The organism is Nonomuraea sp. NPDC005501, from assembly GCF_040605905.1.
In the GTDB taxonomy this organism is placed as follows: Bacteria; Actinomycetota; Actinomycetes; order Streptosporangiales; family Streptosporangiaceae; genus Nonomuraea.
Genome location: NZ_JBEXDT010000070.1, coordinates 21,330 through 41,494, shown reverse-complemented (window position 1 = coordinate 41,494; position 20,165 = coordinate 21,330). Strand labels below are relative to the sequence as shown.

Annotated in this window: 19 protein-coding genes; 14 read left to right on the top strand and 5 right to left on the bottom strand. The window is 73.0% G+C overall.

The features are described from left to right. Nucleotides 1-39 precede the first annotated feature (39 nt). The 4 genes from ABZS51_RS29205 to ABZS51_RS29190 all read left to right on the top strand — a co-directional run bounded on the left by ABZS51_RS29205 (nucleotide 40) and on the right by ABZS51_RS29190 (nucleotide 4,803). Nucleotides 40-1,236, top strand: a complete 1,197-nt coding sequence (locus tag ABZS51_RS29205; protein WP_355447462.1) for an allantoate amidohydrolase — start codon at nucleotides 40-42, stop codon at nucleotides 1,234-1,236. After that, the gene (locus ABZS51_RS29200; RefSeq protein WP_355447459.1) at nucleotides 1,227-2,567 is read left to right on the top strand and encodes a formimidoylglutamate deiminase; all 1,341 of its coding nucleotides are present in this window, start codon (nucleotides 1,227-1,229) and stop codon (nucleotides 2,565-2,567) included. The genes ABZS51_RS29205 and ABZS51_RS29200 overlap by 10 nt, the downstream gene beginning before the upstream one ends. A 43-nt stretch (nucleotides 2,568-2,610) precedes the next feature. Then, on the top strand, nucleotides 2,611-3,795 hold the full coding sequence (hutI, locus tag ABZS51_RS29195; protein ID WP_355447456.1) for an imidazolonepropionase: 1,185 nt from the start codon (nucleotides 2,611-2,613) through the stop codon (nucleotides 3,793-3,795). A 66-nt stretch (nucleotides 3,796-3,861) separates the two neighbouring features. Beyond that, nucleotides 3,862-4,803 carry a sigma-70 family RNA polymerase sigma factor gene (locus ABZS51_RS29190; RefSeq protein ID WP_310710675.1) on the top strand — a complete coding sequence of 314 codons (942 nt, stop codon included), beginning with the start codon at nucleotides 3,862-3,864 and terminating at the stop codon, nucleotides 4,801-4,803. A gap of 45 nt (nucleotides 4,804-4,848) precedes the next feature. Here the strand turns inward: ABZS51_RS29190 and ABZS51_RS29185 are convergent, their stop codons facing one another. After that, the gene (locus ABZS51_RS29185; RefSeq protein ID WP_355447452.1) at nucleotides 4,849-5,433 is read right to left on the bottom strand and encodes a TetR/AcrR family transcriptional regulator; all 585 of its coding nucleotides are present in this window, start codon (nucleotides 5,431-5,433) and stop codon (nucleotides 4,849-4,851) included. A 57-nt stretch (nucleotides 5,434-5,490) separates the two neighbouring features. On the opposite strand from ABZS51_RS29185, the gene ABZS51_RS29180 reads away from it, so the two are divergent. After that, nucleotides 5,491-6,357 carry an alpha/beta hydrolase gene (locus ABZS51_RS29180; RefSeq protein WP_355447449.1) on the top strand — a complete coding sequence of 289 codons (867 nt, stop codon included), beginning with the start codon at nucleotides 5,491-5,493 and terminating at the stop codon, nucleotides 6,355-6,357. Here ABZS51_RS29180 and ABZS51_RS29175 read toward each other — a convergent pair. Then, the gene (locus ABZS51_RS29175) at nucleotides 6,335-6,706 is read right to left on the bottom strand and encodes a nuclear transport factor 2 family protein (protein ID WP_310710678.1); all 372 of its coding nucleotides are present in this window, start codon (nucleotides 6,704-6,706) and stop codon (nucleotides 6,335-6,337) included. The genes ABZS51_RS29180 and ABZS51_RS29175 overlap by 23 nt on opposite strands. 61 nt (nucleotides 6,707-6,767) lie before the next feature. Here ABZS51_RS29175 and ABZS51_RS29170 point away from each other — a divergent pair, with 61 nt between their 5' ends. Beyond that, a complete protein-coding gene (locus ABZS51_RS29170; RefSeq protein ID WP_355447445.1) occupies nucleotides 6,768-7,409 on the top strand; it encodes an ABATE domain-containing protein in 642 nt (213 codons plus the stop codon). A gap of 52 nt (nucleotides 7,410-7,461) precedes the next feature. Here ABZS51_RS29170 and ABZS51_RS29165 read toward each other — a convergent pair whose 3' ends face one another. Further along, the gene (locus tag ABZS51_RS29165; protein WP_355447442.1) at nucleotides 7,462-8,388 is read right to left on the bottom strand and encodes an iron-siderophore ABC transporter substrate-binding protein; all 927 of its coding nucleotides are present in this window, start codon (nucleotides 8,386-8,388) and stop codon (nucleotides 7,462-7,464) included. A 198-nt stretch (nucleotides 8,389-8,586) separates the two neighbouring features. On the opposite strand from ABZS51_RS29165, the gene ABZS51_RS29160 reads away from it, so the two are divergent. The 8 genes from ABZS51_RS29160 to ABZS51_RS29125 all read left to right on the top strand — a co-directional run bounded on the left by ABZS51_RS29160 (nucleotide 8,587) and on the right by ABZS51_RS29125 (nucleotide 18,242). Further along, nucleotides 8,587-9,900 (top strand): ammonium transporter, encoded by a 1,314-nt coding sequence (locus tag ABZS51_RS29160; RefSeq protein ID WP_355447439.1) that lies wholly within the window; start codon nucleotides 8,587-8,589, stop codon nucleotides 9,898-9,900. Further along, entirely contained in the window at nucleotides 9,897-10,235 is a 339-nt protein-coding gene (locus ABZS51_RS29155) for a P-II family nitrogen regulator (protein WP_355447436.1), read from the top strand. The genes ABZS51_RS29160 and ABZS51_RS29155 overlap by 4 nt, the downstream gene beginning before the upstream one ends. Before the next feature lie 118 nt (nucleotides 10,236-10,353). Continuing rightward, nucleotides 10,354-12,579: a [protein-PII] uridylyltransferase gene (locus ABZS51_RS29150; RefSeq protein WP_310710683.1), complete on the top strand. Its 2,226-nt coding sequence runs from the start codon at nucleotides 10,354-10,356 to the stop codon at nucleotides 12,577-12,579. Between the two features lie 225 nt (nucleotides 12,580-12,804). After that, entirely contained in the window at nucleotides 12,805-15,897 is a 3,093-nt protein-coding gene (locus ABZS51_RS29145) for a nitrate- and nitrite sensing domain-containing protein (protein WP_355447432.1), read from the top strand. 25 nt (nucleotides 15,898-15,922) lie between these two features. Beyond that, nucleotides 15,923-16,345: a roadblock/LC7 domain-containing protein gene (locus ABZS51_RS29140; protein ID WP_175595573.1), complete on the top strand. Its 423-nt coding sequence runs from the start codon at nucleotides 15,923-15,925 to the stop codon at nucleotides 16,343-16,345. Between the two features lie 26 nt (nucleotides 16,346-16,371). Beyond that, the gene (locus ABZS51_RS29135) at nucleotides 16,372-16,734 is read left to right on the top strand and encodes a DUF742 domain-containing protein (protein ID WP_310710685.1); all 363 of its coding nucleotides are present in this window, start codon (nucleotides 16,372-16,374) and stop codon (nucleotides 16,732-16,734) included. Beyond that, entirely contained in the window at nucleotides 16,715-17,293 is a 579-nt protein-coding gene (locus tag ABZS51_RS29130; protein WP_310710686.1) for an ATP/GTP-binding protein, read from the top strand. The genes ABZS51_RS29135 and ABZS51_RS29130 overlap by 20 nt, the downstream gene beginning before the upstream one ends. A 163-nt stretch (nucleotides 17,294-17,456) precedes the next feature. Next, a complete protein-coding gene (locus ABZS51_RS29125; protein ID WP_355447427.1) occupies nucleotides 17,457-18,242 on the top strand; it encodes a hypothetical protein in 786 nt (261 codons plus the stop codon). 13 nt (nucleotides 18,243-18,255) lie between these two features. Here the strand turns inward: ABZS51_RS29125 and ABZS51_RS29120 are convergent, their stop codons facing one another. Both ABZS51_RS29120 and ABZS51_RS29115 read right to left on the bottom strand, forming a co-directional pair. Beyond that, nucleotides 18,256-19,026 carry a TetR/AcrR family transcriptional regulator gene (locus tag ABZS51_RS29120; protein WP_310710688.1) on the bottom strand — a complete coding sequence of 257 codons (771 nt, stop codon included), beginning with the start codon at nucleotides 19,024-19,026 and terminating at the stop codon, nucleotides 18,256-18,258. Between the two features lie 140 nt (nucleotides 19,027-19,166). Then, the gene (locus tag ABZS51_RS29115) at nucleotides 19,167-20,129 is read right to left on the bottom strand and encodes an SIS domain-containing protein (protein WP_355447425.1); all 963 of its coding nucleotides are present in this window, start codon (nucleotides 20,127-20,129) and stop codon (nucleotides 19,167-19,169) included. Nucleotides 20,130-20,165 lie beyond the last annotated feature (36 nt).

Here is a 20,165-nt window from a genome sequence, read left to right as displayed (position 1 = left end):
CCCGATCCGCTGAATGGCTTCATTCACTACAGTGGGGCCATGCTTGACGACCTCGCGCGCATCGGACGCGACCCCGCCACCAACGGATATGTCAGGGACGCCTGGTCGGCCGCCGACCTGGAGCTGCGCGCGTGGTTCCAGGGCGAGGCCGGCCGGCGCGGGCTCGACACGCGCGAGGACCGCAACGGCAACCTGTGGGCCTGGTGGGGCGACCCGTCACGCGCGCCGGGCGTCGTCACGGGCAGCCATCTCGACTCCGTACGGCAGGGCGGCGCCTTCGACGGCCCGCTCGGCGTGGTCTCCGCCTTCGCCGCGCTCGACCTGCTGCGAGAGCGCGGTGTGCGGCCCGCCAGGCCGCTGGGCGTCGCCTGCTTCACCGACGAGGAGGGCGCCCGGTTCGGCGTGCCGTGCGTCGGGTCACGCCTGCTGACCGGGGTGCTCGCGCCGGACCGGGCGCTCGGGCTCACCGACGACTCCGGCGACACGCTCGCGGACGTCCTCACCCGGGCCGGCCGCCGGCCCGGAGACCTGGGCAAGGACGACGAGACCCTCGCCACGGTCGGGACGTTCGTGGAGCTCCACGTCGAGCAGGGCCGGGGACTGGCCGGCACGGACAGCCCGGTGGGGGTGGCCAGTGCGATCTGGCCCCACGGCCGGTGGCGCTTCGACTTCCGCGGCCGGGCCGACCACGCGGGCACCACCCGGCTGGAGGACCGCGACGACCCGATGCTGCCGTTCGCCCGCATGGTGCTCGCCGCACGGGAGGCGGCCGGCCGGCACGGCGTCGTCGCGACCGTGGGCCGGGCCCGGATCTCGCCGGGCAACACCAACGCCGTCCCCGGGCTGGTGTCGGCCTGGCTCGACGCGCGCGGAGCGGAGGAGCCGGCCGTGCGCGCCCTGGTGGCGGAGCTGGCTGAGCAGGCGGGCGTGGCGGCCCGGGAGGAGTCGTGGACCCCGGTCGTGGACTTCGACACGCGCCTGCGCGACCGCCTGGCCGCCGTCGCCGGCCACGCCCTCGCCGGCCACGCCGGCGCGGAGGGGCCGCCGGTGCCGGTGCTTCCGACGGGGGCCGGGCACGACGCCGGCATCCTGGCCGCGGCGGGGGTGCCGACCGCGATGCTGTTCGTCCGCAACCCCACCGGCGTGTCCCACTCGCCCGAGGAGCACGCGGACCCGGCCGACTGCCAGGCCGGGGTGACCGCGCTCGCGAGCGTCCTGGAGGACCTGTGCCGCTGACGTACTGGTGCGAGCGCGCTTGGCTGCCCGAGGGCGTCACCGAGGGCGTGCTCGTCGAGATCGAGGGCGACCGCATCGCCCGGGTCACCCGCGGAGAGCCCGGAGGCGCCGAGCGGCTCGCCGGTCTCACCATCCCGGGCCTGGCCAACGCCCACTCCCACGCCTTCCACCGGGCGCTGCGCGGCGCCACCCAGACAGGGACGGGCGACTTCTGGACCTGGCGCGACCAGATGTACCAGGTGGCGGCCCGCCTCGACCCCGAGTCCTACCTCGACCTGGCCCGCGCCGTCTACGCCGAGATGGCGCTGGCCGGGATCACCTGCGTCGGGGAGTTCCACTACCTGCACCACGGGCCGGACGGGCGGCCGTACGACGAGCCCAACATCATGGGTCACGCGCTGGTCGAGGCGGCCCGCGAGGCCGGGCTGCGGATCGCGCTGCTCGACGCCTGCTATCTGACGGGCGGGTTCGGCGCGCCGCTGGCCGGGGCGCAGATCCGGTTCGGCGACGGCGACTCCGAGCGGTGGGCGGTCCGGGCCGAGGCCCTGGCCGCCGCCTACGCGGGGCGGCCCGACGTGGAGATCGGCGTCGCCGTCCACTCCGTGCGCGCGGTGCCGCCGGAGCACGTGCCGGTGGTCGCCGAGTTCTCCCACCGGCGTGCCGTCCCGCTGCACGCCCACGTCTCCGAGCAGCCCGCCGAGAACGCGGCGTGCGTCGAGATGTACGCCGCCACCCCCGTGCGGATCCTGCACGAGCACGGCGCGCTCGGCCCGCGCTCCACCGCCGTCCACGCCACCCACCTGACCGAGGTGGACGTCGAGCTGCTCGGCCGCTCCGGCACCCACGTCTGCATGTGCCCCACCACCGAGCGCGACCTCGCCGACGGCATCGGCCCCGCCCGCGCCCTGTGCGAGCGCGGCTCGCCGATCACCCTCGGCTCCGACAGCCACGCCGTGATCGACCTGTTCGAGGAGGCGCGGGCGGTGGAGCTGGACGAGCGGCTCGCCACCCACCGGCGCGGCCACTGGCGGGCCGACGAGCTGCTGACCGCCGCCACCGGCACGGGCCACACCTCGCTCGGGTTCCCCGACGCGGGGATGCTCGTCCCGGGCGCGTGGGCCGACCTGGTGTCGGTGCGCCTCGACTCGGTCCGCACGGCCGGCGCGGGCGGGGAGGCCGCGGTGGAGGCCGTCGTGTACGCGGCGACGGCGGCCGACGTCCACTCGGTGATCTCAGGAGGCCGCCGCGTGGTGAGCGAGGGCCGGCACGTGCTGGGCGACGTGGGCGCGATGCTGGCCCGCGCGATCGGCCGGGCGACGGGACGACCGTGATGACGAGAGCCGCCCCCCGCGGGGCCGCCAGGGGAGGCACACCATGACCACGACGCTGATCGACGGGATCGGGCTGCTCTACACGGCCGACCCCGAACGCGAGGAGATCGAGGACGCGGCGCTCGTCGCCGAGGAAGGCCGCGTCGTCTGGGTCGGCCCCGCGGCCCGCGCGCCCGAGGCCGACCGGCGTTTCGACGCCGGCGGCCGGTGCGTCGTCCCCGGGTTCGTCGACAGCCACGCGCACCTGGTCTTCGCCGGCGACCGGACCGCCGAGTTCGAGGCCCGCATGTCGGGCCGCCCGTACGCCGCGGGCGGCATCAGGACCACGGTCGAGGCCACCCGGAACGCCGGCGACGCCGAGCTGGCCACCCACGCCGCCGCCCTGGTGGCCGAGATGCTGGCGCAGGGCACGACCACGGTCGAGATCAAGAGCGGCTACGGCCTGAGCGTCGAGGACGAGCGGCGCTCGCTGGAGATCGCGACCGCGCTGACCGACGAGACGACGTTCCTCGGGGCGCACGTGGTGCCGGCCGGGACGTCGGCCGACGACTACGTGCGGCTGGTCACCGGGGAGATGCTGGCGGCCTGCGCGCCGTACGCGAAGTGGGTGGACGTCTTCTGCGACCGGGGAGCCTTCGACGGCGACCAGACGCGGGAGATCCTGCGCGCCGGGATCGCGGCCGGGCTCCAGGCCCGGGTCCACGCCGGGCAGCTCGGCCCCGGCCCTGGCGTGCGCATCGCCTGCGAGCTGGGCGCCGCCTCGGCCGACCACTGCACGCACCTCACCGACGAGGACGTGGACGCGCTCGCCTCCTCCGGCACGGTGGCGACGCTGCTGCCCGGGGCCGAGTTCTCCACCCGCTCGCCGTACCCCGACGCCCGGCGGCTCCTCGACGCCGGGGTGAGCGTCGCGCTGGCCACCGACTGCAACCCCGGCTCGTCGTTCACCTCCTCCATGCCGTTCTGCGTGGCGCTCGCCGTGCGGGAGATGGGGATGACGCCGCTGGAGGCGGTGCGCGCCGCGACGTACGGCGGGGCGCGCGCGCTGCGCCGCGCGGACGTAGGCTGGATCCGTCCCGGAGCGCGGGCCGACCTCGTCGTCCTCGACGCCCCCTCGTACGTACACCTCGCCTACCGGCCCGGCGTCCCCCTCGTTCACCAGGTGTTCCAGGCCGGTCTCCTCCTTGAGGAGGACCCGCAGAACCGTCCGCTGGTCGTATCCCTTTAGGGAATCTTTGCATCTCGCCGGACGTTGGCGGTTTATACACGCAGCTGCGGAACGAGGTGCCTGGGGATGGCAAGGCCTACGGGGAGTCGCACGCAGGAGCAGCACGTCGCCGAGCGCGATCTGCTGGGGACCTATCTGGCCGAGATCGGCCGGGTCCCGCTGCTCACGGCGGAGGAAGAGGTGGAGCTCGCCAAGCGCATCGAGGCGGGACTCTTCGCCGAGCAACTGCTCGACAGAGGGGGCTCGGAGCCGCGGATCGGGGACGCGGCGGACGAGGAGCTGGAGCGGCTGGCGGTGTCCGGCCGGCGGGCGAAGGACGAGTTCATCCAGGCCAACCTGCGGCTCGTGGTCGCGGTGGCGCGGAAGTACTCGGGACGGGGCATGCCACTGATCGACCTGGTCCAGGAGGGCAACCTGGGGCTGGTCCGGGCGGTGGAGAAGTTCGACTACAAGCGGGGCTACAAGTTCTCGACGTACGCCACGTGGTGGATCCGGCAGTCGGTGGGGCGGGCCATCCACGAGCAGGCGCGGCCGGTGCGGCTGCCCACGCACGCCGGTGAGCAGATGACCCGGCTGATGCGGGTGCGGCGCGACCTGCTCGCCGAGTTCGACGTCGAGCCGACCGACGACGACCTCGCCGGCATCCTGGAGCTGCCGATCGAGCGGGTGCGCGAGCTGCGCCGCTGGGCCTCCGACCCGGTGTCGCTGCAGCTCGGGGTGGGCGACGAGGACGAGACCGAGCTCGGCGACATGATCGCCGACGAGACGTGGGCCGACCCCGAGCAGCAGGCCATCGACATCCTGGAGCGCGAGCGGCTCGACGAGTGGCTGACCGGCCTGGAGGGCGACACGCGCGACATGCTGCGCTGGCGCTACGGGCTGGTCGACGGGCGCGAGCACACGCTGACGGAGGTGGGCGAGCGCTACGGCATCGGCCGCGACCGCGCCCGCCGCATCGAGCGCGACGCGCTGGCCCGCCTGCGCCGCATGGCCACCGCCGCCGCCTGACGCACCCCTTCACGGAGCGCGCCGACCGGCGCGCTCCAGGCGTCCTCAGGCGGTGGCGGGGCCGAGGATCCGGTGGAGGAAGTTTTCGACGGCCGCCTCGGCCGCCTGTGGCGCCTCGGGGTCGCCGTCGCGCGCCACCAGCAGCGCGCTCTCGTTGATGGCCGCCAGCAGCATGTGCGCGTGCAGGTCGGCGAACTCCTCCGGGACCGCCTTCGTCGCCTGCAGGGCCGCCTTCAGCATGCCGAACGCGTAGCGCTCCTCCATGGCCCGCCAGCGCTCCAAGCCCAGCACCGAGGGCGCGTCGATCAGCACGATGCGTCGCACGACGGGGTCGCCCGCCAGCCGCACCCACTCCAGGCACCCCGTCACCAGGGCCCGCCGTGGATCGTCGACGCCCCGCACCGACGCGATGATCGCCCGGCCCACCTCCGCCTCCACGGCCTCCAGCACCGCCTCGAACAGCGCGTCCTTGCCCGCGTAGTGGTGGTAGAGCGCGCCCCGGCTCAGGCCCGACTCGTGCAGCACGGCCTCGATCGAGGTGCCCTCGTAGCCGTGCTCGGCGAACAGGCGACGGGCGATGGCGACGACCCGTTCGCGCGTGGCGGCGCCGCGCTCTGCCCTGAGATTCATGCCTCCACTCTAGACATACCGACTCTTGGTCGGTTATTTTCCAGACCGACAGTCGGTATGTCTAGAGTGGAGGACACCATGGCCAAGGCCGCCGGGCTGACCTACGTGGACGAGGGCGACGGGCCCGTGACGCTGTTCCTGCACGGCGTGGGGACCGGCTCGCACCTGTGGCGCAACGTCATCGCCGAGCTGCGCGGCGAGCGCCGCTGCGTGGCGCCGGACCTGCCCGTGCACGGCGGCAGCGAGATCCGCGAGGACCTGTCGCTGCCGGCGCTCGCGGAGGCGATCGAGGAGTTCTGCGCGGAGCTGGGGCTCGGCGAGGTCGACCTGGTCGCCAACGACACGGGCGGCGCCGTCGCCCAGATCCTCGCCGTCCGGCACCCCGAACGGCTCCGTACGCTCACCCTGACCAACTGCGACGTCCACGAGGACACGCCGCCCCCGGCGTTCGTGCCCACGGTCGAGCTGGCCGCGCGCGGCGAGCTCGTGCCGCTCGTCGAGACGCTCCTCGGCCGGCCCGACCTGCTCTCGGTCACCGCGTACGGCGTGAGCTACGAGCATGTCGAGGACCCGGCGGCGGTCGTCGAGGCGTACCTGCGGCCGATCCTGTCCAAGCCCGGAGGAGGCGAGGCGTTCGAGCGGATGCTGACCTCGGTCGACGCCAAGGACATGATCGCCATCGAGCCGCTGCTGACCGTGCTGGCCATGCCCGCGCTCGTGGTGTGGGGGACCGGGGACGTCTTCTTCGACGTGAAGTGGGCGCGGTGGCTGCGCGACACGATCCCCGGCGTCCGCAAAGTGGTCGAGATCGAGGGCGGCCGGTTGTTCTTCCCCGAGGAGCGGGCGGCCGAGCTCGTCCCCCATCTGCGCGCGTTCTGGGAGTCGGAGGGCCGGGCGCCGCTCAGCGCTCGGGCGCGGGGGTGATCTGGAAGAAGGCCGCCTTCCACTCGCCGTCCGTGCGCACCAGCGCCGTCGTCGCGTAGACGCGCATCGTCCGCTCGGTGGTGCCGCCCACGAGCATGTCGATCTCGACCGTGCTCGTGTGGACCGCGCTGTCCTCGGTGAGCATCACGACCTTGTGGTCGGACTGGTCGGTGCGGGTGTACGGGTTCCGGTTCTCGGCGAACCCCTTGAGCGTGGCGTCGCGATCGGTCACCACGCCCCAGGGGGAGACGCTCACCACGTCGGCGGTGAGGAAACGGTCGTAGAAGGCGGCGTCGCCGTTCCTGTTCGCCTCCCACGCCTTCTCGGTCAGGGCGATCAGCTCTTCCATGGGGAATCTCCTCGGGTCGGGAGTACACCGGTTTAACCGGTGTCAGTGTTACAGTGCTGGAGTGGATGGCGCAAGCGGGACGACAGCGAGCGCGAGCGGGATGACGCTGACGGGCGGTGACGGGCAGCGGTTCCGGTTCGACGCGGGCACGCTCTGCCTGGAGTTCCTGCTCAGCGGGGCGGTGGAGCCGTGGGAGCAGTTGCGCGAGCCCGGGGATCTGGCGGCGTGGATCGCCCGGACGCGGCTCGGGATCGAGGGGCCGGTGGTGGCGGGGCCCGGCGACCTGCCGGCGGCCAGGCGGCTGCGGGCCGCGATCTGGCGGCTGGCCGTACGGGCCGCCGGCGCCGAGGGCCTCCCGGGCGTCCCGCCCCCGATCGAGGACCCGTACGACGAGGTGGCGGGGAAGGCGGGGGACGACCTTCAGGTGCTGAACGAGGCGGCCGCGGCGCCGCCACCCGCCCCGGTGATCGGGGGGAACCGGGAAAGGGGGTGGGCCTACCCCGTGACGGGGCCGCAGTTCCTGTCGGCGGTGGCCCGCGACGCGATCGAGCTGTTCAGCGGCCCCCGAGCCGGGCGGGTGCGGATGTGCGCGGGGGACAACTGCCACCTGATCTTCCTCGACACCTCGCGTCCCGGCGCCCGCCGGTGGTGCTCCATGAGCCGCTGCGGCAACCGCCAGAAGCTCCGCACGCGGCGCTCATAGGTCCACCGGCCGCGCAGGCTGGAGCGCCGCCGAGGCGGGACGGGACAAGCGGTCAGGCCAGGGGGGTCAGGTAGCGGTCGAGGTCGTCGAGGATCTTGCCGGCCGCCGTGACGCCGATGCCGAGCATCCAGATCTCGTCGTCCACGTTGTAGGCGTGTCCCGCCTTGACGGCCGCGAGGTTCTTCCACAGCGGGCCGCCCGTCACCGCCGCCTGGCTCTTGGCGGCCGCGTCGCCGTACGCGCTGTAGAAGACGGCGTCGGCGTCGGCCTGGGCGATGTTCTCCTGGCTGAGCTTGCCGAAGCGCTTGTCGGCCTGGCTCGCCAGCATCTGCGCCTCGGGCCGGGGGATGCCCGCATCGCCGACGACGATGCCGCTGAACGACTCCGGGCCGTACATGCGGATCTCCGTCGGCATGAAGCGGACGATGCTCACCTTCAGCGAGGTGAACTCGGCGCCCACCTTACGGGCCCGTGCCTCGTAGGCCGACAGCAGCTCGGCGGCCTTCTCCTTCTTGCCCAGCGCCTCGGCGTCGAGCAGGAAGTTCTGCTTCCAGGTGACGCCCACCTTCTCCGTGAACACCGTGGGCGCGATCTTGCTGAGCTTGTCGTAGAAGGCGGCCTGGCGGAACTTGGAGCCCAGGATCAGGTCCGGCTTCAGCGCCATGATCGCTTCGAGGTTGAGCTGCTGGAGCGTGCCGACCGGCTTGGTGGCCGACAGCGCGGACCCGAGGTACTTGGGCCACGCCTGGTTCTCGGCGGCCTGCGCCGCGCCCACCGGCGCCAGGCCGAGCGACACCATCGTGTCGAGCTTGTCGGTGTCGAGCACCACGACCCGCTTGGGCTCCGCGGGCACCTTGGTCTCGCCCATGGCGTGCTTGACGGTTCGGGTCGGGCCGGCCTCCTGCGGCGCCGTGGAGGTGCCGCAGGAGGCGAGGGCGAGAAGGGGGAGCAAGGCCGCGGCGGCCAGGCGGAGACGCATGGGCATTCCTTGATCGTTTAGGTAAGGCAAACCTAAGTGTAGTGGTCACCGCGCCCCAAATGCCGTGTGTGAAAAGGCCGAAACACCCTCGAAACACCACTGTGGCGAGATTCACGAACGCGAAACACACCTGGTCGAGCCATGAAACTCCGGACGAACACGCTGTGGCCACACGTCATATGTAAGGAGGGTCGCGTCGTGAAGATCGACAGCGGCACGACTGCCTGGATGCTCACGGCCACCGCGTTGGTGCTGCTGATGACTCCGGGCCTCGCGTTCTTCTACGGGGGCATGACCAGGGCCAAGAGTGTCCTGAACATGATGATGATGTCGTTCGTCGCCATCATCACAGTGACGATCGCCTGGGTGCTCTACGGGCACTCGCTGGCGTTCAGCGACAATTCGATGTCGTGGCTGAACCAGTTCGTCGGTGGCCTCGACCACGTCGGCCTGCAGAGCCTCGTCAACACGGCGACGAAGGGCGACGGCACGGGCATGCCCAGCCTGGTCTTCTCGGCCTTCCAGCTGACGTTCGCCATCATCACGGTCGCCCTGATCAGCGGCGCGATCGCGGACCGCGCGAAGTTCGGCGCCTGGGTGCTGTTCAGCTTCGTGTGGGCCACGATCGTGTACTTCCCCGTCGCCCACTGGGTCTGGGGCACCGGCTGGCTGAACACCCTCGGTATCGAGGACTTCGCCGGCGGCACGGTCGTCCACATCAACGCCGGCGCGGCGGCCCTCGCCCTCGCCCTGGTCCTCGGCAGGCGCAAGGGCTGGCGCAAGGAGCCCATGCGCCCGCACAACCTGACGCTGGTCCTGCTCGGCGCCGGTCTGCTGTGGTTCGGCTGGTTCGGCTTCAACGCCGGCTCCGAGCTCGCGGTGGACGGCACGGCCGGCCTGGCGTTCATGAACACGCAGATCGCCACCGCCGTCGCGGCCGGCGCCTGGCTCGTCGTGGAGAAGATGCGCGACGGCCACGCCACCAGCCTCGGCGTCGCCTCCGGCGCGGTCGCCGGCCTGGTGGCCATCACGCCCGCCTGTGGCTTCGTCGACCCGTGGGCCGCGCTGCTCATCGGCCTGATCGCCGGAGCGGTCTGCGCCTACGCCGTCGGCCTGAAGTACAAGCTCAACTACGACGACTCGCTCGACGTGGTCGGCGTCCACCTGGTGGGCGGCGTCATCGGCGCCGTCTCCCTGGGCTTCCTGGCCGCCTACCCCTTCCTTGAGCAGCAGAACAAGGGCCTGTTCTACGGCGGCGGCCTGACCCAGCTCGGCCTCCAGGTGCTCGGCCCGGTCGCTATCGGCGGCTACTCCTTCGTCGTCACCTGGGTGCTCGGCAAGATCATCGACAAGGTGATGGGCTTCCGGGTGCCGGAGGACCAGGAGGTCACCGGCATCGACATCACCACCCACGCCGAGACCGGCTACGACCTCGGCACCGTCCACGCCTCCGGCGTGGCATCCCCCAGCGGGCCCGCCGTCAGCCCGGCGCCTAAGAAGGTGGACGCATGAGACTCATCACCGCGGTCATCAAGCCCTTCAAGCTCGATGACGTGAAAGCCGCCCTGGAGCAGTTCGGCATCAAGGGCATGACGGTCAGCGAGGCCAGCGGCTACGGCCGGCAGCGCGGCCACACCGAGGTCTACCGGGGCGCCGAGTACCAGGTCGACCTGGTGCCCAAGGTCCGCCTGGAGGTGCTGGCGGACGAGGACGACGCCGAGGACGTGATCGACGTCATCGTCAAGGCCGCGCAGACCGGGAAGATCGGCGACGGCAAGGTCTGGTCGGTTCCCGTGGACACGGTCATCCGCGTCCGCACCGGCGAGCGCGGCCTGGACGCCCTCTAGGCACAGGCGGAAGGACCATCCGGCGTGGACGACGGCGTCCGCGCCGGATCGGCGAGGCATGGCAGATGGATCGGCAGCGAGACGAGGGCGTCCGGACGGAGCCCGGCGAGGGGACGTCTTGAGGGGAGAAGCTCGCTCGTACGCCGCGGCCCGCAAGGAGCGGGCCGCGGACACCGACCGCTGGCTGAAGGACCTCTTCCGAACGGCGAGCGACGGCGACAACGTCTCCCTGGTCGCCGTCGGCAGCCTGGGGCGCGGCGAGCTGGCTCCGGGCAGCGACCTCGATCTGGTGCTGCTGCACGGCGGCCGGGGCGACGTCGGCAGGGTGGCGGACCGCATCTGGTACCCGATCTGGGACTCCGGCATCGGCCTCGACCACTCGGTGCGGACCGTGGACGAGGCCGTGGCGGTGGCCCGGGACGACCTGAAGGCGGTCCTCGGCCTCATCCAGGCCCGGCACGTGGCCGGGGACCCGGAGCTGACCAGGAAGGTCAGGGAGTCGGTGCTGGCCGAGTGGCGGGCCGACTCCCGGCGCAGGCTCGGCGAGCTGCGTGAGGCGGCCGACAAGCGGGCCCAGGTCAGCGGCGAGGTCGCCTTCCTGCTGGAGCCCGACCTCAAGGACGGCCGCGGCGGGCTGCGCGACCTCCAGGCCATGCAGGCCGTGGCCGCGGCCTGGGTGGCCTCGGCCCCCGGTCCGCGGGCCCGCGAGGCGTACGAGTTCATCCTGGACGTGCGGCACGCGCTGCACGTCGTCACAGCCCGGGGCGCCGACCGGCTCGTCCTGCAGGAGCAGGAGGCCGTCGCCGGGCTGCTCGGCCTGCTCGACGCGGAGGCGCTGATGCGGCGGCTCGCGGAGGCGGGCCGGACGATCTCCCACGCGTTCGACGTGACCTGGCGCACGGTTGACAGGCTGGTGTCAGGGCCGGCGCCGCGCGGCCGGCGTCCGCTGGCCGACGGCGTGGTCGAGCACGGCGGCGAGGTGGTGCTGGCCCGGGGCGCCGACCCCCGCAAGGACCCCCTGCTGGTGCTGCGCGCGGCCGCCGCGGCGGCCGACTCCGGGCTGCCGCTGGCGCCCGCGACGGTGTCCGTCCTCGCAGCTCAGTCCCCTCCGCTGCCGGTCCCCTGGCCGGACGAGGCGCGCGACGCGCTGGTGTCGATCCTCGGCGCTGGCCGCGCCGCCGTGCCCGTGTGGGAGGAGCTCGACCAGGCGGGCATCCTTGTCAAGATGCTTCCTGACTGGGAGCGCGTGCGCCACCGCCCCCAGCGCAACCCGATCCACCGCTTCACCGTCGACCGGCACCTCATCGAGGCCGCCGCGAACGCCGCCGGCCACACCCGTGAGGTGTCCCGCCCCGACCTGCTGCTGATCGCGGCGCTGCTGCACGACATCGGCAAGGGCTGGCCCGGCGACCACTCGGCGACGGGTGAGGTCGTGGTGCGCGACATCGCCGCCCACATCGGCCTGCCGCCGGCGGACGTGGAGGTCCTGGCCACCGTGGTGCGCCACCACCTCCTGCTGCCGGAGACGGCGACCCGGCGCGACCTCGACGACCCCGTGACGATCGAGAAGGTCGCGGGCACGGTCGGCACGCGGGAGGTGCTGGACCTGCTGGCGGCGCTCGCGGTGGCCGACGGCCACGCCACCGGCCCGGCGGCCTGGAATGCCTGGAAGGCGGGTCTGGTCGCCGATCTCGTGCGCCGCGTCCGGTCGGTCCTGTCGGGCTCGCCGCCGCCCAAGGCGCCCACCCTGTCCCCGGAGCAGGCAGCCCTGGCCCGGCACGGCGGCGGAGCGGTCCGCGTCAACGGCGGCGCGGTCACGGTCGTCGCCCCGGATCGCATCGGCCTGCTGTGGAACGCGGCCGGGGTGCTGGCCGCCCATCGGCTGATCGTCCGCTCGGCCGCCTCGGCCTCCGCGGGATCCACCGCGGTGATCGAGTTCTCGGTGGTCCCCGAGTACGGGTCACCTCCGGACCCCGCCACGCTGGAAGCCGACCTCCGTCTCGTCCTTGCCGGCCGTCTTGACATCGAGCAACGGCTGGCCCGCCGGAGCCGGTACGTGAGGCCCTCTCGTGTTCCGGTCGCGCCACCCCGTGTGACCTTGGTGGACGACGCCTCGGCGACCGCCACGGTGGTGGAAGTCAGGGCCCATGACAGGCCGGGACTCCTGTGGCGCATCGGACGGGCGTTCGGTGAGTGTGGTCTTGACGTGAGAGCGGCTCGCGTGGAGACTCTCGGCGCGGAGGCGGTGGACGTCTTCTACGTGGTCGATCGCGCCGGACGTCCCCTCAGTGACGACGCGCAGCGGGGCCAGGTCCGCGATCTGGTGCTGGCGGCACTGCGCTGAACCACTCACGACGGGACTGGTCACATATGTAACGATTGCATCCGATTTGCGTAGGTAGTCCCATGCTGCGGATACCTTGTGGACGTCCTACGGCCCGTGGAGCGCGGGATTGATTGAGGGGTTGCGGAAGCAGTGACTACGGGGAACTCCGACAGCGGCCAGGCCGCCGGGCGGGGCCGCGAGGGGCGATCCCCATCGCCTCGGCTCGGGCTGCGCAACTGGCGCGTGAGATGGCGTCTGACCGCCCTCATCCTGGTTCCCACCGTCGTCTGCGTGGCGCTGGGGGGCGCCCGCGTGGTCGGTTCGATCCAGAGCATCAGCGACTACGAGCGCACCATCCGCGCCGCCGAGGACGCGGGCCACATCCGCGACCTCGTCCAGGCCGTGGGCCTGGAGCGGGACACGGGCGGCGGCTGGGTCGACGCCGGCAGGGCCCTGCGCAGGAAGCTCGCCAAGCCGTACGCCGAGCGCAAGGCCGCCGTCGACCAGCTCGTGAAGACCGTCCAGGCCGACATGAACGCCATGGACGACTCGTACGGCGTCCGCGTCCTCGACGTCGTCAAGCGGGCCCGGCTCGACATCCGCCAGCTGCCCCGCACCCGCGCCGAGGGCCAGCGCGACACCACGCGCTACAACACCCTGCTCGACACGCTGCTCCGCCTGCACGACGAGCTGAGCCTGCTCAGCGACGACTCGCAGATCATCGGCCAGTTCCGCGCGCTGGGCGCCATCGCGCGCGCCAAGGAGGAGATCTCCCGCCAGCGCGTCCAGCTCCTCAAGGGCTACTACAACCCGGGGAGCATGGACGCCAAGGAGGTCGAGCGGTTCATCGCCTCCAACGCCGCCCAGCGCTCCGACATCACCACCGTCGGCCAGGAGGCCGGCCCCCAGGTCGCCATCCGCCTGCAGAAGGCGCTGACCAGGCCGGAGTACTACAACACCGAGCTGATCAAGTCGCGCGCCATCACGCTGGCCAGCGGCAAGGAGCCGGGCGTCCGCATCCGGCAGAACCTGCTCGCCTCGACCGACCCCGGCAAGATCTCGGCCGCCGACCAGTGGTTCAGCGACAACGCCACCACGATCAGCGCCCTCCACACGGTGGAGGCCGAGATCAACAAGAAGCTGGCCCTGCGCGGCACCGAGCTGCGTGACGCCGAGGTGCGCAACGCGGTCATCGCCGGTGTCCTCATCCTCGCCCTCCTGCTGCTCGTCGCGCTGCTCACCGTCGCCATCGCGCGCTCCATGGTCACCCCGCTGCGCCGGCTGCGCACCGAGGCCCTGGAGATCGCCGGCTTCCGGCTGCCGGACGTGGTCCGCAAGCTGCGCCTCAACGGCGACGTGGTGCCGGAGGTACGGCCGATCGACGTCGAGGGCAGCGACGAGATCGGCGAGGTGGCCAAGGCCTTCGACCAGGTCCACCGGCAGGCCGTCCGGCTGGCGGGCGAGGAGGCCGAGCTGCGCGGCAACATCAGCTCGATGTTCGTCAACCTCTCGCGCCGCACCCAGACGCTGGTCGAGCGGCAGATCTCCCTCATCGACGGCCTGGAGAAGGGCGAGCAGGACGGCGGCCGGCTGGCCGACCTGTTCAAGCTCGACCACCTGGCCACCCGCATGCGGCGCAACTCCGAGAACCTCCTGGTCCTCGCCGGCCACGAGCCCTCCCGCCGGCGCAGCCAGCCGGCCAAGCTCGTGGACGTCGTGCGCGCCGCCCTGTCGGAGGTCGAGGGGTACGAGCGCGTCCAGGTGAAGGTCCACCGGGGCACCTCGGTGGTCGGCAGCGCCGCGAACGACCTCGTCCACCTCGTGGCCGAGCTGGTCGAGAACGCCCTGCAGTTCTCCCCGAGCAACGCCCAGGTCTCCGTGACGAGCAGCCTCATCGAGGGCGGCGGCGCGCTGTTGTCGGTGACCGACGCCGGCATCAGCATGACCGAGGACGAGCTGACCGAGGCCAACCGCCGCCTCGCCGAGCCGCCCGTCGTGGACGTGTCGGTCTCGCGGCGCATGGGCCTGTTCGTGGTCGGACGGCTGGCCCTGCGCCACGGCATCCGCGTCCAGCTCCGCAAGGGTGACGGCAACGGCCTGATCGCCATGGTGCTGCTGCCTCCGGCGCTCGTCGCCGACGGCTCCCAGCCGCCGCTGCCGCAGCGCCCCGCGTTCGCGGGCAGCGGCGACCCGGCCGGCGTCGCCCCGGCGGGCCGCGGGCCCGGCCTCGGCGGCTCCAGCCTGACCAGCCCTGGTCTGGCCGGTACGGGTCTCACCGGTCCTGGCCTGGCCGGTCCGGGGCTCGGCGGACCCGCTCTGGCGGGCAGTGGCGCCGGCGGACCGGGCGGGAGCGGGGCCGGCGGGCGGCACGGCACGCCCGCGCAGAACGGCTCCTTCCGCTCCTTCGGCAGCCTCGACTCCTTCGGCACCGCGGGCAACGGCACGGGCCGGCCCGGCGGGCCGCCCTTCACCGCCGACACCGACGGCGGCGCCCTGCGGCAGCCGTCGTACGACACCGGCGGCTTCCCCTCGTACCCGAGCCCCGACGCGCCCGGTGGCTTCCCGTCCCATCCCGGTCAGGAGGGCGCCGGCGGCTTCCCGTCGGCCCCGCCGGCCCCCGGCACCCGGGGACCCCGCAGGGAGGGCCTGCCCCGCAGGGAGGACCTCCCTGGCCGCGAGGACATGCCGAGCCGGGACCCCTTCCCCAGCCGGGAGCCCCTCCCCAGCCGCGACGCGTTCCCGAGCCGCGACGGATTTGCGAGCCGTGAGAGCTTCCCCAGCCGTGAGGGCTTCCCGGGAGCCGGAAGTGGTAATGGCGCGTTCCAGACGCCGCCGCCGGCACCGGCCGCCTCGGGGTACAGCACCGCTGACGTGCGCAGACCCGAGTCGCCGCCCTCGGTGGACGTGTCCCCGATGGACAAGGGCCAGGAGGAGTACCTGCCGATCTTCGCCTCGGTGGAGTCGGCCTGGTTCCGCCGCCCGCCGGGCGAGCAGGCGACCTCGGCGCCCGGCCGTGATGAGCACAACCCATCGCAAGCCGTAGTCTCTGGGGAGGAAGCGTGGCGAACGGCCGCGGACGCCGGTTGGCGTGCGGCGGCCGCGGCCAGCGACCCCAGTCTCGGCGGCATCACCGCCGCCGGGCTGCCCAAGCGCACCCCCAAGGCCAACCTGGTCCCAGGTACGGCCGGCTCGCAGGCCGCGCAGCCGCAACGGCAGCAGCGGCAGGCGCCGGCGCCACCGGTCTCCGCTGACCGGATGCGCAGCCGGATGGCCAGCTTCCAGCAGGGAGTGCGCCGGGGACGGGCGGAAGTACGCGAACAGGAGGAACAAGAGTGAGCGAGCGTCTTTCCAGGGAGGACGCGTGACGACGCTGAGCCATGAGGCGCATCGGTTCGACTGGCTGATCACGGACTTCGTGCGCAACACGCCGGGCGTGGCGCACGCGGTCGTCGTCTCGGCCGATGGTCTCTGCCTGGCGAGTTCCGAGGGCTTCCCGCCGGACCGTGCGGACCAGCTCGCGGCGGTGTCCGCCGGCCTGCTGAGCCTCACCGTGGGCGCGTCCCGCGTGTTCGAGGGCGGCTCCGTCACGCAGACGGTCGTCGAGATGCAGCGCGGGCTGCTCATCGTGATGGCGATCAGCGACGGCTCGGTGATCACCGTGCTGGCCGCGCCCGACTGCGACATGGGGCTGGTGGCGTACCAGATGACGCTGCTGGTCGACCGGGCGGGCCAGGCGCTGACGCCGGCCCTGCGCGCGGAGCTCCAGGCTGCCAGGACACGGTGAGGCGATGACACTGATGGGAGAGGGTCGTGTACGGCACTGACGGCAACGGGGACGACGAGCCCCTGTTCCGTCCGTACGCGGTGACCGGCGGCCGTTCGGAGCCTCGCTATCACCTCGCGATGGAGACGCTGATCTCGTCCATGTCCATACCGGACGACGAGATGGCCTTGCTGACTCCCGAGCAGGAGGCCATCATGCAGCTCTGCCGTACGTTCCGGTCGGTCGCCGAGATCTCGGCCTTGCTCCGGGTCCCGCTGGGCGTGGCGAGGGTGCTTGTGGCGGACATGTCCGACGAAGGGCTTGTCCGCCTGCACCAGCCACGCCTCAGCCAGGGACAGCCAGACCTCAACATGCTCGAAAGGGTGCTCAGTGGACTTCGCAGGCTCTAGCCCCGGCCTCACGTCGACGAAGATCGTCGTCGCGGGCGGGTTCGGCGTCGGCAAGACGACGTTCGTGGGGGCGGTGTCCGAGATCCTTCCGCTGACCACGGAAGCGGTGATGACCGACGCGTCCGCGGGCATCGACGACCTCGGCATGACCCCCAACAAGCAGACGACGACCGTGGCCATGGACTTCGGCCGCCTGTCGCTCGACCGCGACCTGATCCTGTACCTGTTCGGCACGCCCGGGCAGCACCGGTTCTGGTTCATGTGGGACGACCTCGTGCGCGGCGCCATCGGTGCCGTCGTGCTGCTCGACACGCGCCGGCTGGCCGACAGCTTCCCGGCGATCGACTACTTCGAGGAGGCGAAGCTGCCGTTCGTGGTCGGCGTCAACGGCTGGGACGGGCAGTTCCTGCACTCCGAGGACGAGGTGCGCGAGGCGCTGGCGCTGTCGCCGCACGTGCCGATCGTCCGTACGGACGCGCGTAACCGCGACTCGGTGAAGGCGACGCTGATCTCGCTGGTCGAGCACGTCGTACGGCTCCGCGCCGCGCCGGTCTCCTAGCCCACCGCCACGCCGGCCTTCCGGCCGGAAACCCCCCATTCACCTCCTATTTCACGACATTTCGGGAAATAGGAGGTGGGCGGGTCGTGATCGCCATTACGCTGCTAGGCCCTGTCCGATGGGGAGCCCGACGGGGGCTTCGATGGGGAGGGGAGTGGACCGTATGGTGTGGATCGCGCTCGCCGTCTCGGCCGTCGCCGTGGCCGTGGCGCTCACCTGGTGGCTGCGCCGTGATCGTTCCGCCGCTCAGGACGGCCCTGGAGGGGCCCAGGAGGCCCCTGGGCACGCGTGGGGCCCGGTGCTCGACGCGGAGGCCGGGACCGCGTTCACGGAGGGCCTGCGGGCCTTCCACGACGAGGCCGGCGCCCCGCTCCTGGAGATGGCCCAGGCCGTGATCGTCACCGCCGGGCCGCCCCGGGCCATCTCGCTCCATCCGCTGGCCGAGGCCTTCGCGGCCCGTGGCGAGGCGGCCCTGCACGACCCGGAGGGCACGGTCCGCGACCTCGTCGCCGAGCACGGCGCCGCGGAGGGGCCGGGCGTGCTCCACCTGCGCGCCGGCTGGCTGAGCGGAACGGCGGACGGCATGGACGGCCGGCGCTTCGCCGAGGCCGTCCGCGAGATCGTGTGCGCCCCGCCCTCGGCCGGCATCACCGCCTGGAAGGCCGAGGACGGGACCGGCCTCCTGCTCCTGACCGTGCGGGCCCCGGCCGGGGGCGACACAGCCGGTGACGCGGAGAACACCGTCATGATCGACCTGGCCCGGGTGCTGGACCGCTACCGGGAGGCGCGGGAGGAGCAGGCGGGCGCGCCCGTGGAGGCGCTGCTGCGCGCCGTCGTGTCCCACGTGGTCGCCGCCGGCGGCCCGGGGCTCACCTGGACCCGGCCGCCCACCGCCGGGCAGCACGAGGTCCTCCTGTCCGCCGCCACCGCCCCCGCGGCCCTGCGCTGACCCGGCGGCTCGGTCAGGGGGCGGACGCGCGGCGGGCCACCAGGGCCTCGATGCCGTCCAGGACGCGCTGGAGGCCGAACTCGAAGGCGCGCTCCGCGCTGTAGGCCGTCCCCATGGCCTCGCCCGCCGCCTGACCCACCCGGGTGGCCGTCGGGAAGCGGCTCGCGTCGGCGACGCGGTTGAGGAACGGCGCGTGCGCCGCCCACCACTGGGCATCGGACATGCCGGTCTCGCTCTCGGCCTGCGACGCCTCCACCGCGCCCCGGGCCGTGCCGTGGACGAACCCGGTCACCAGCGTGACCACCGCGTCCATCTCGACGTCCGTCAGCCCGATCCCGTCGACGGCGCGCAGCTCGTGGTCGTACTTGGCCGTGCCGTTGGGCCCGAGCACCGGGCGGCTGGTCGCCACCTGGGCCAGCCAGGGGTGGCGCAGGTAGAGCGTCCAGTTCTGGCGGGCGATGTGCTCCAGCCGCTCCCGCCACCCGCCGGGCAGGTCCTCGGACCGGTCGATCTCGCCGTACACGGTGTCGAGCATGACGTCGAACAGCTCCGGCTTGCCCGGCACGTACGTGTACAGCGACATCGTCCCGACGCCCAGCCGCTCGGCCACGCGGCGCATGGACAGCGCCTGGAGCCCCTCGGCGTCCGCCACCTCGATGGCGGCCCGCACGATCCGGTCCACGCTCAGGTCGGGCTTGCCCTTGCGGCTGGCGCGCTCGCTGGTCCGCCACAGCAGCGCGAGGCTGCGCGCGGGGTCACCCCTGCCGACGTACTCGGTCGTCACCCTCCGTACGGTACACCGTACGTTAACGGACGCTCCGGAGACCCCACCGCCGGAGTGAGGGTGGCGGCGGTGGAACGGGACGGGCTCCGTCGGCAGCGGGTCGCGGCCGAGGACGAGGCCGGCGGCCCTCTCGGCGACGGTCAGGAGGCCGCGGCCCACCAGCGGGCGGCGACGATCTCGGCGACCAGCGTCTCGGTCAGCAGCGCGACCTCGGGGTCGTCGTCGTGCCGGTAGCGGATCGACGCCGCGGCCCCCGGCACGTCGCCGCCCACCGCCAGCACCGTCGAGCCGCGCTGCCGCACCCAGTCCATGGCCTGCTCGTCGTAGCGGGAGCCCGGGAAGAGCAGGGCGCGGTAGTCGAGGGTCTTGGTCAGGTACACGTCCACGTGCGCCCAGTCCCCGGTCTCGCAGGCGTCGGCGGGGCGGCGCGGGCCCTCGCGGACCATGAGCGCCGACTGCTCGGCCGACGACAGCCGCTCGGCGGGGGCGACGGCGTAGACGCCGTGCGGGCCCTCCAGCAGCTCCAGCGCCACGGGCAGCCATTCCTTCCTGCGGTCCAGCAGGTCGGCCGTGGCCTCGGCGGCGCGGCGGACGAGGGCGGGCAGGTCGCGGGAGGTGCCGGTGAGGCGCGACTCCAGTGCGAGCAGGAGCGCCAGCGTGTGCTGGAACGTGCGGCAGGAGACGCCGCCGCGCTCCTCGCCCGCCCGCATCGGCACCACCAGGCCGGCGCCCTCGGTCACGGCGGAGCCGGGGGCGTTGGTGAGGGCCGCGAGGAACACCTCGGTGCCGGTGTAGCGGGCGAGCGCGTCGAGGGTCTCCCGGCTGCCGCCCGTGGCCGAGATCGGCACGACCAGCGTGCCGGGGGTGGCGGGGTAGGTGGCGGCGGCCGAGGCGTAGTCGGCGTAGGCGTCGATCCCGGCGGCGCGCAGCCGGAGGGCGGCCACGCCGGCGGCGTAACGGGAGCTGCCCATGCCGAGGAACAGCACCCGCTCGACGTCGCCCGGCAGGCCCTCGAACGGGTCGCCGGCGGCCAGCTCGCCGGCCAGCGCCTCCAGGGCGGCGGGCTTGGCCTCCAGGTCGGCCAGGAACAGCTCGGGGTTCAACGGATCTCCAGGTGATGCTCGGAAGGGTCGGGTCTC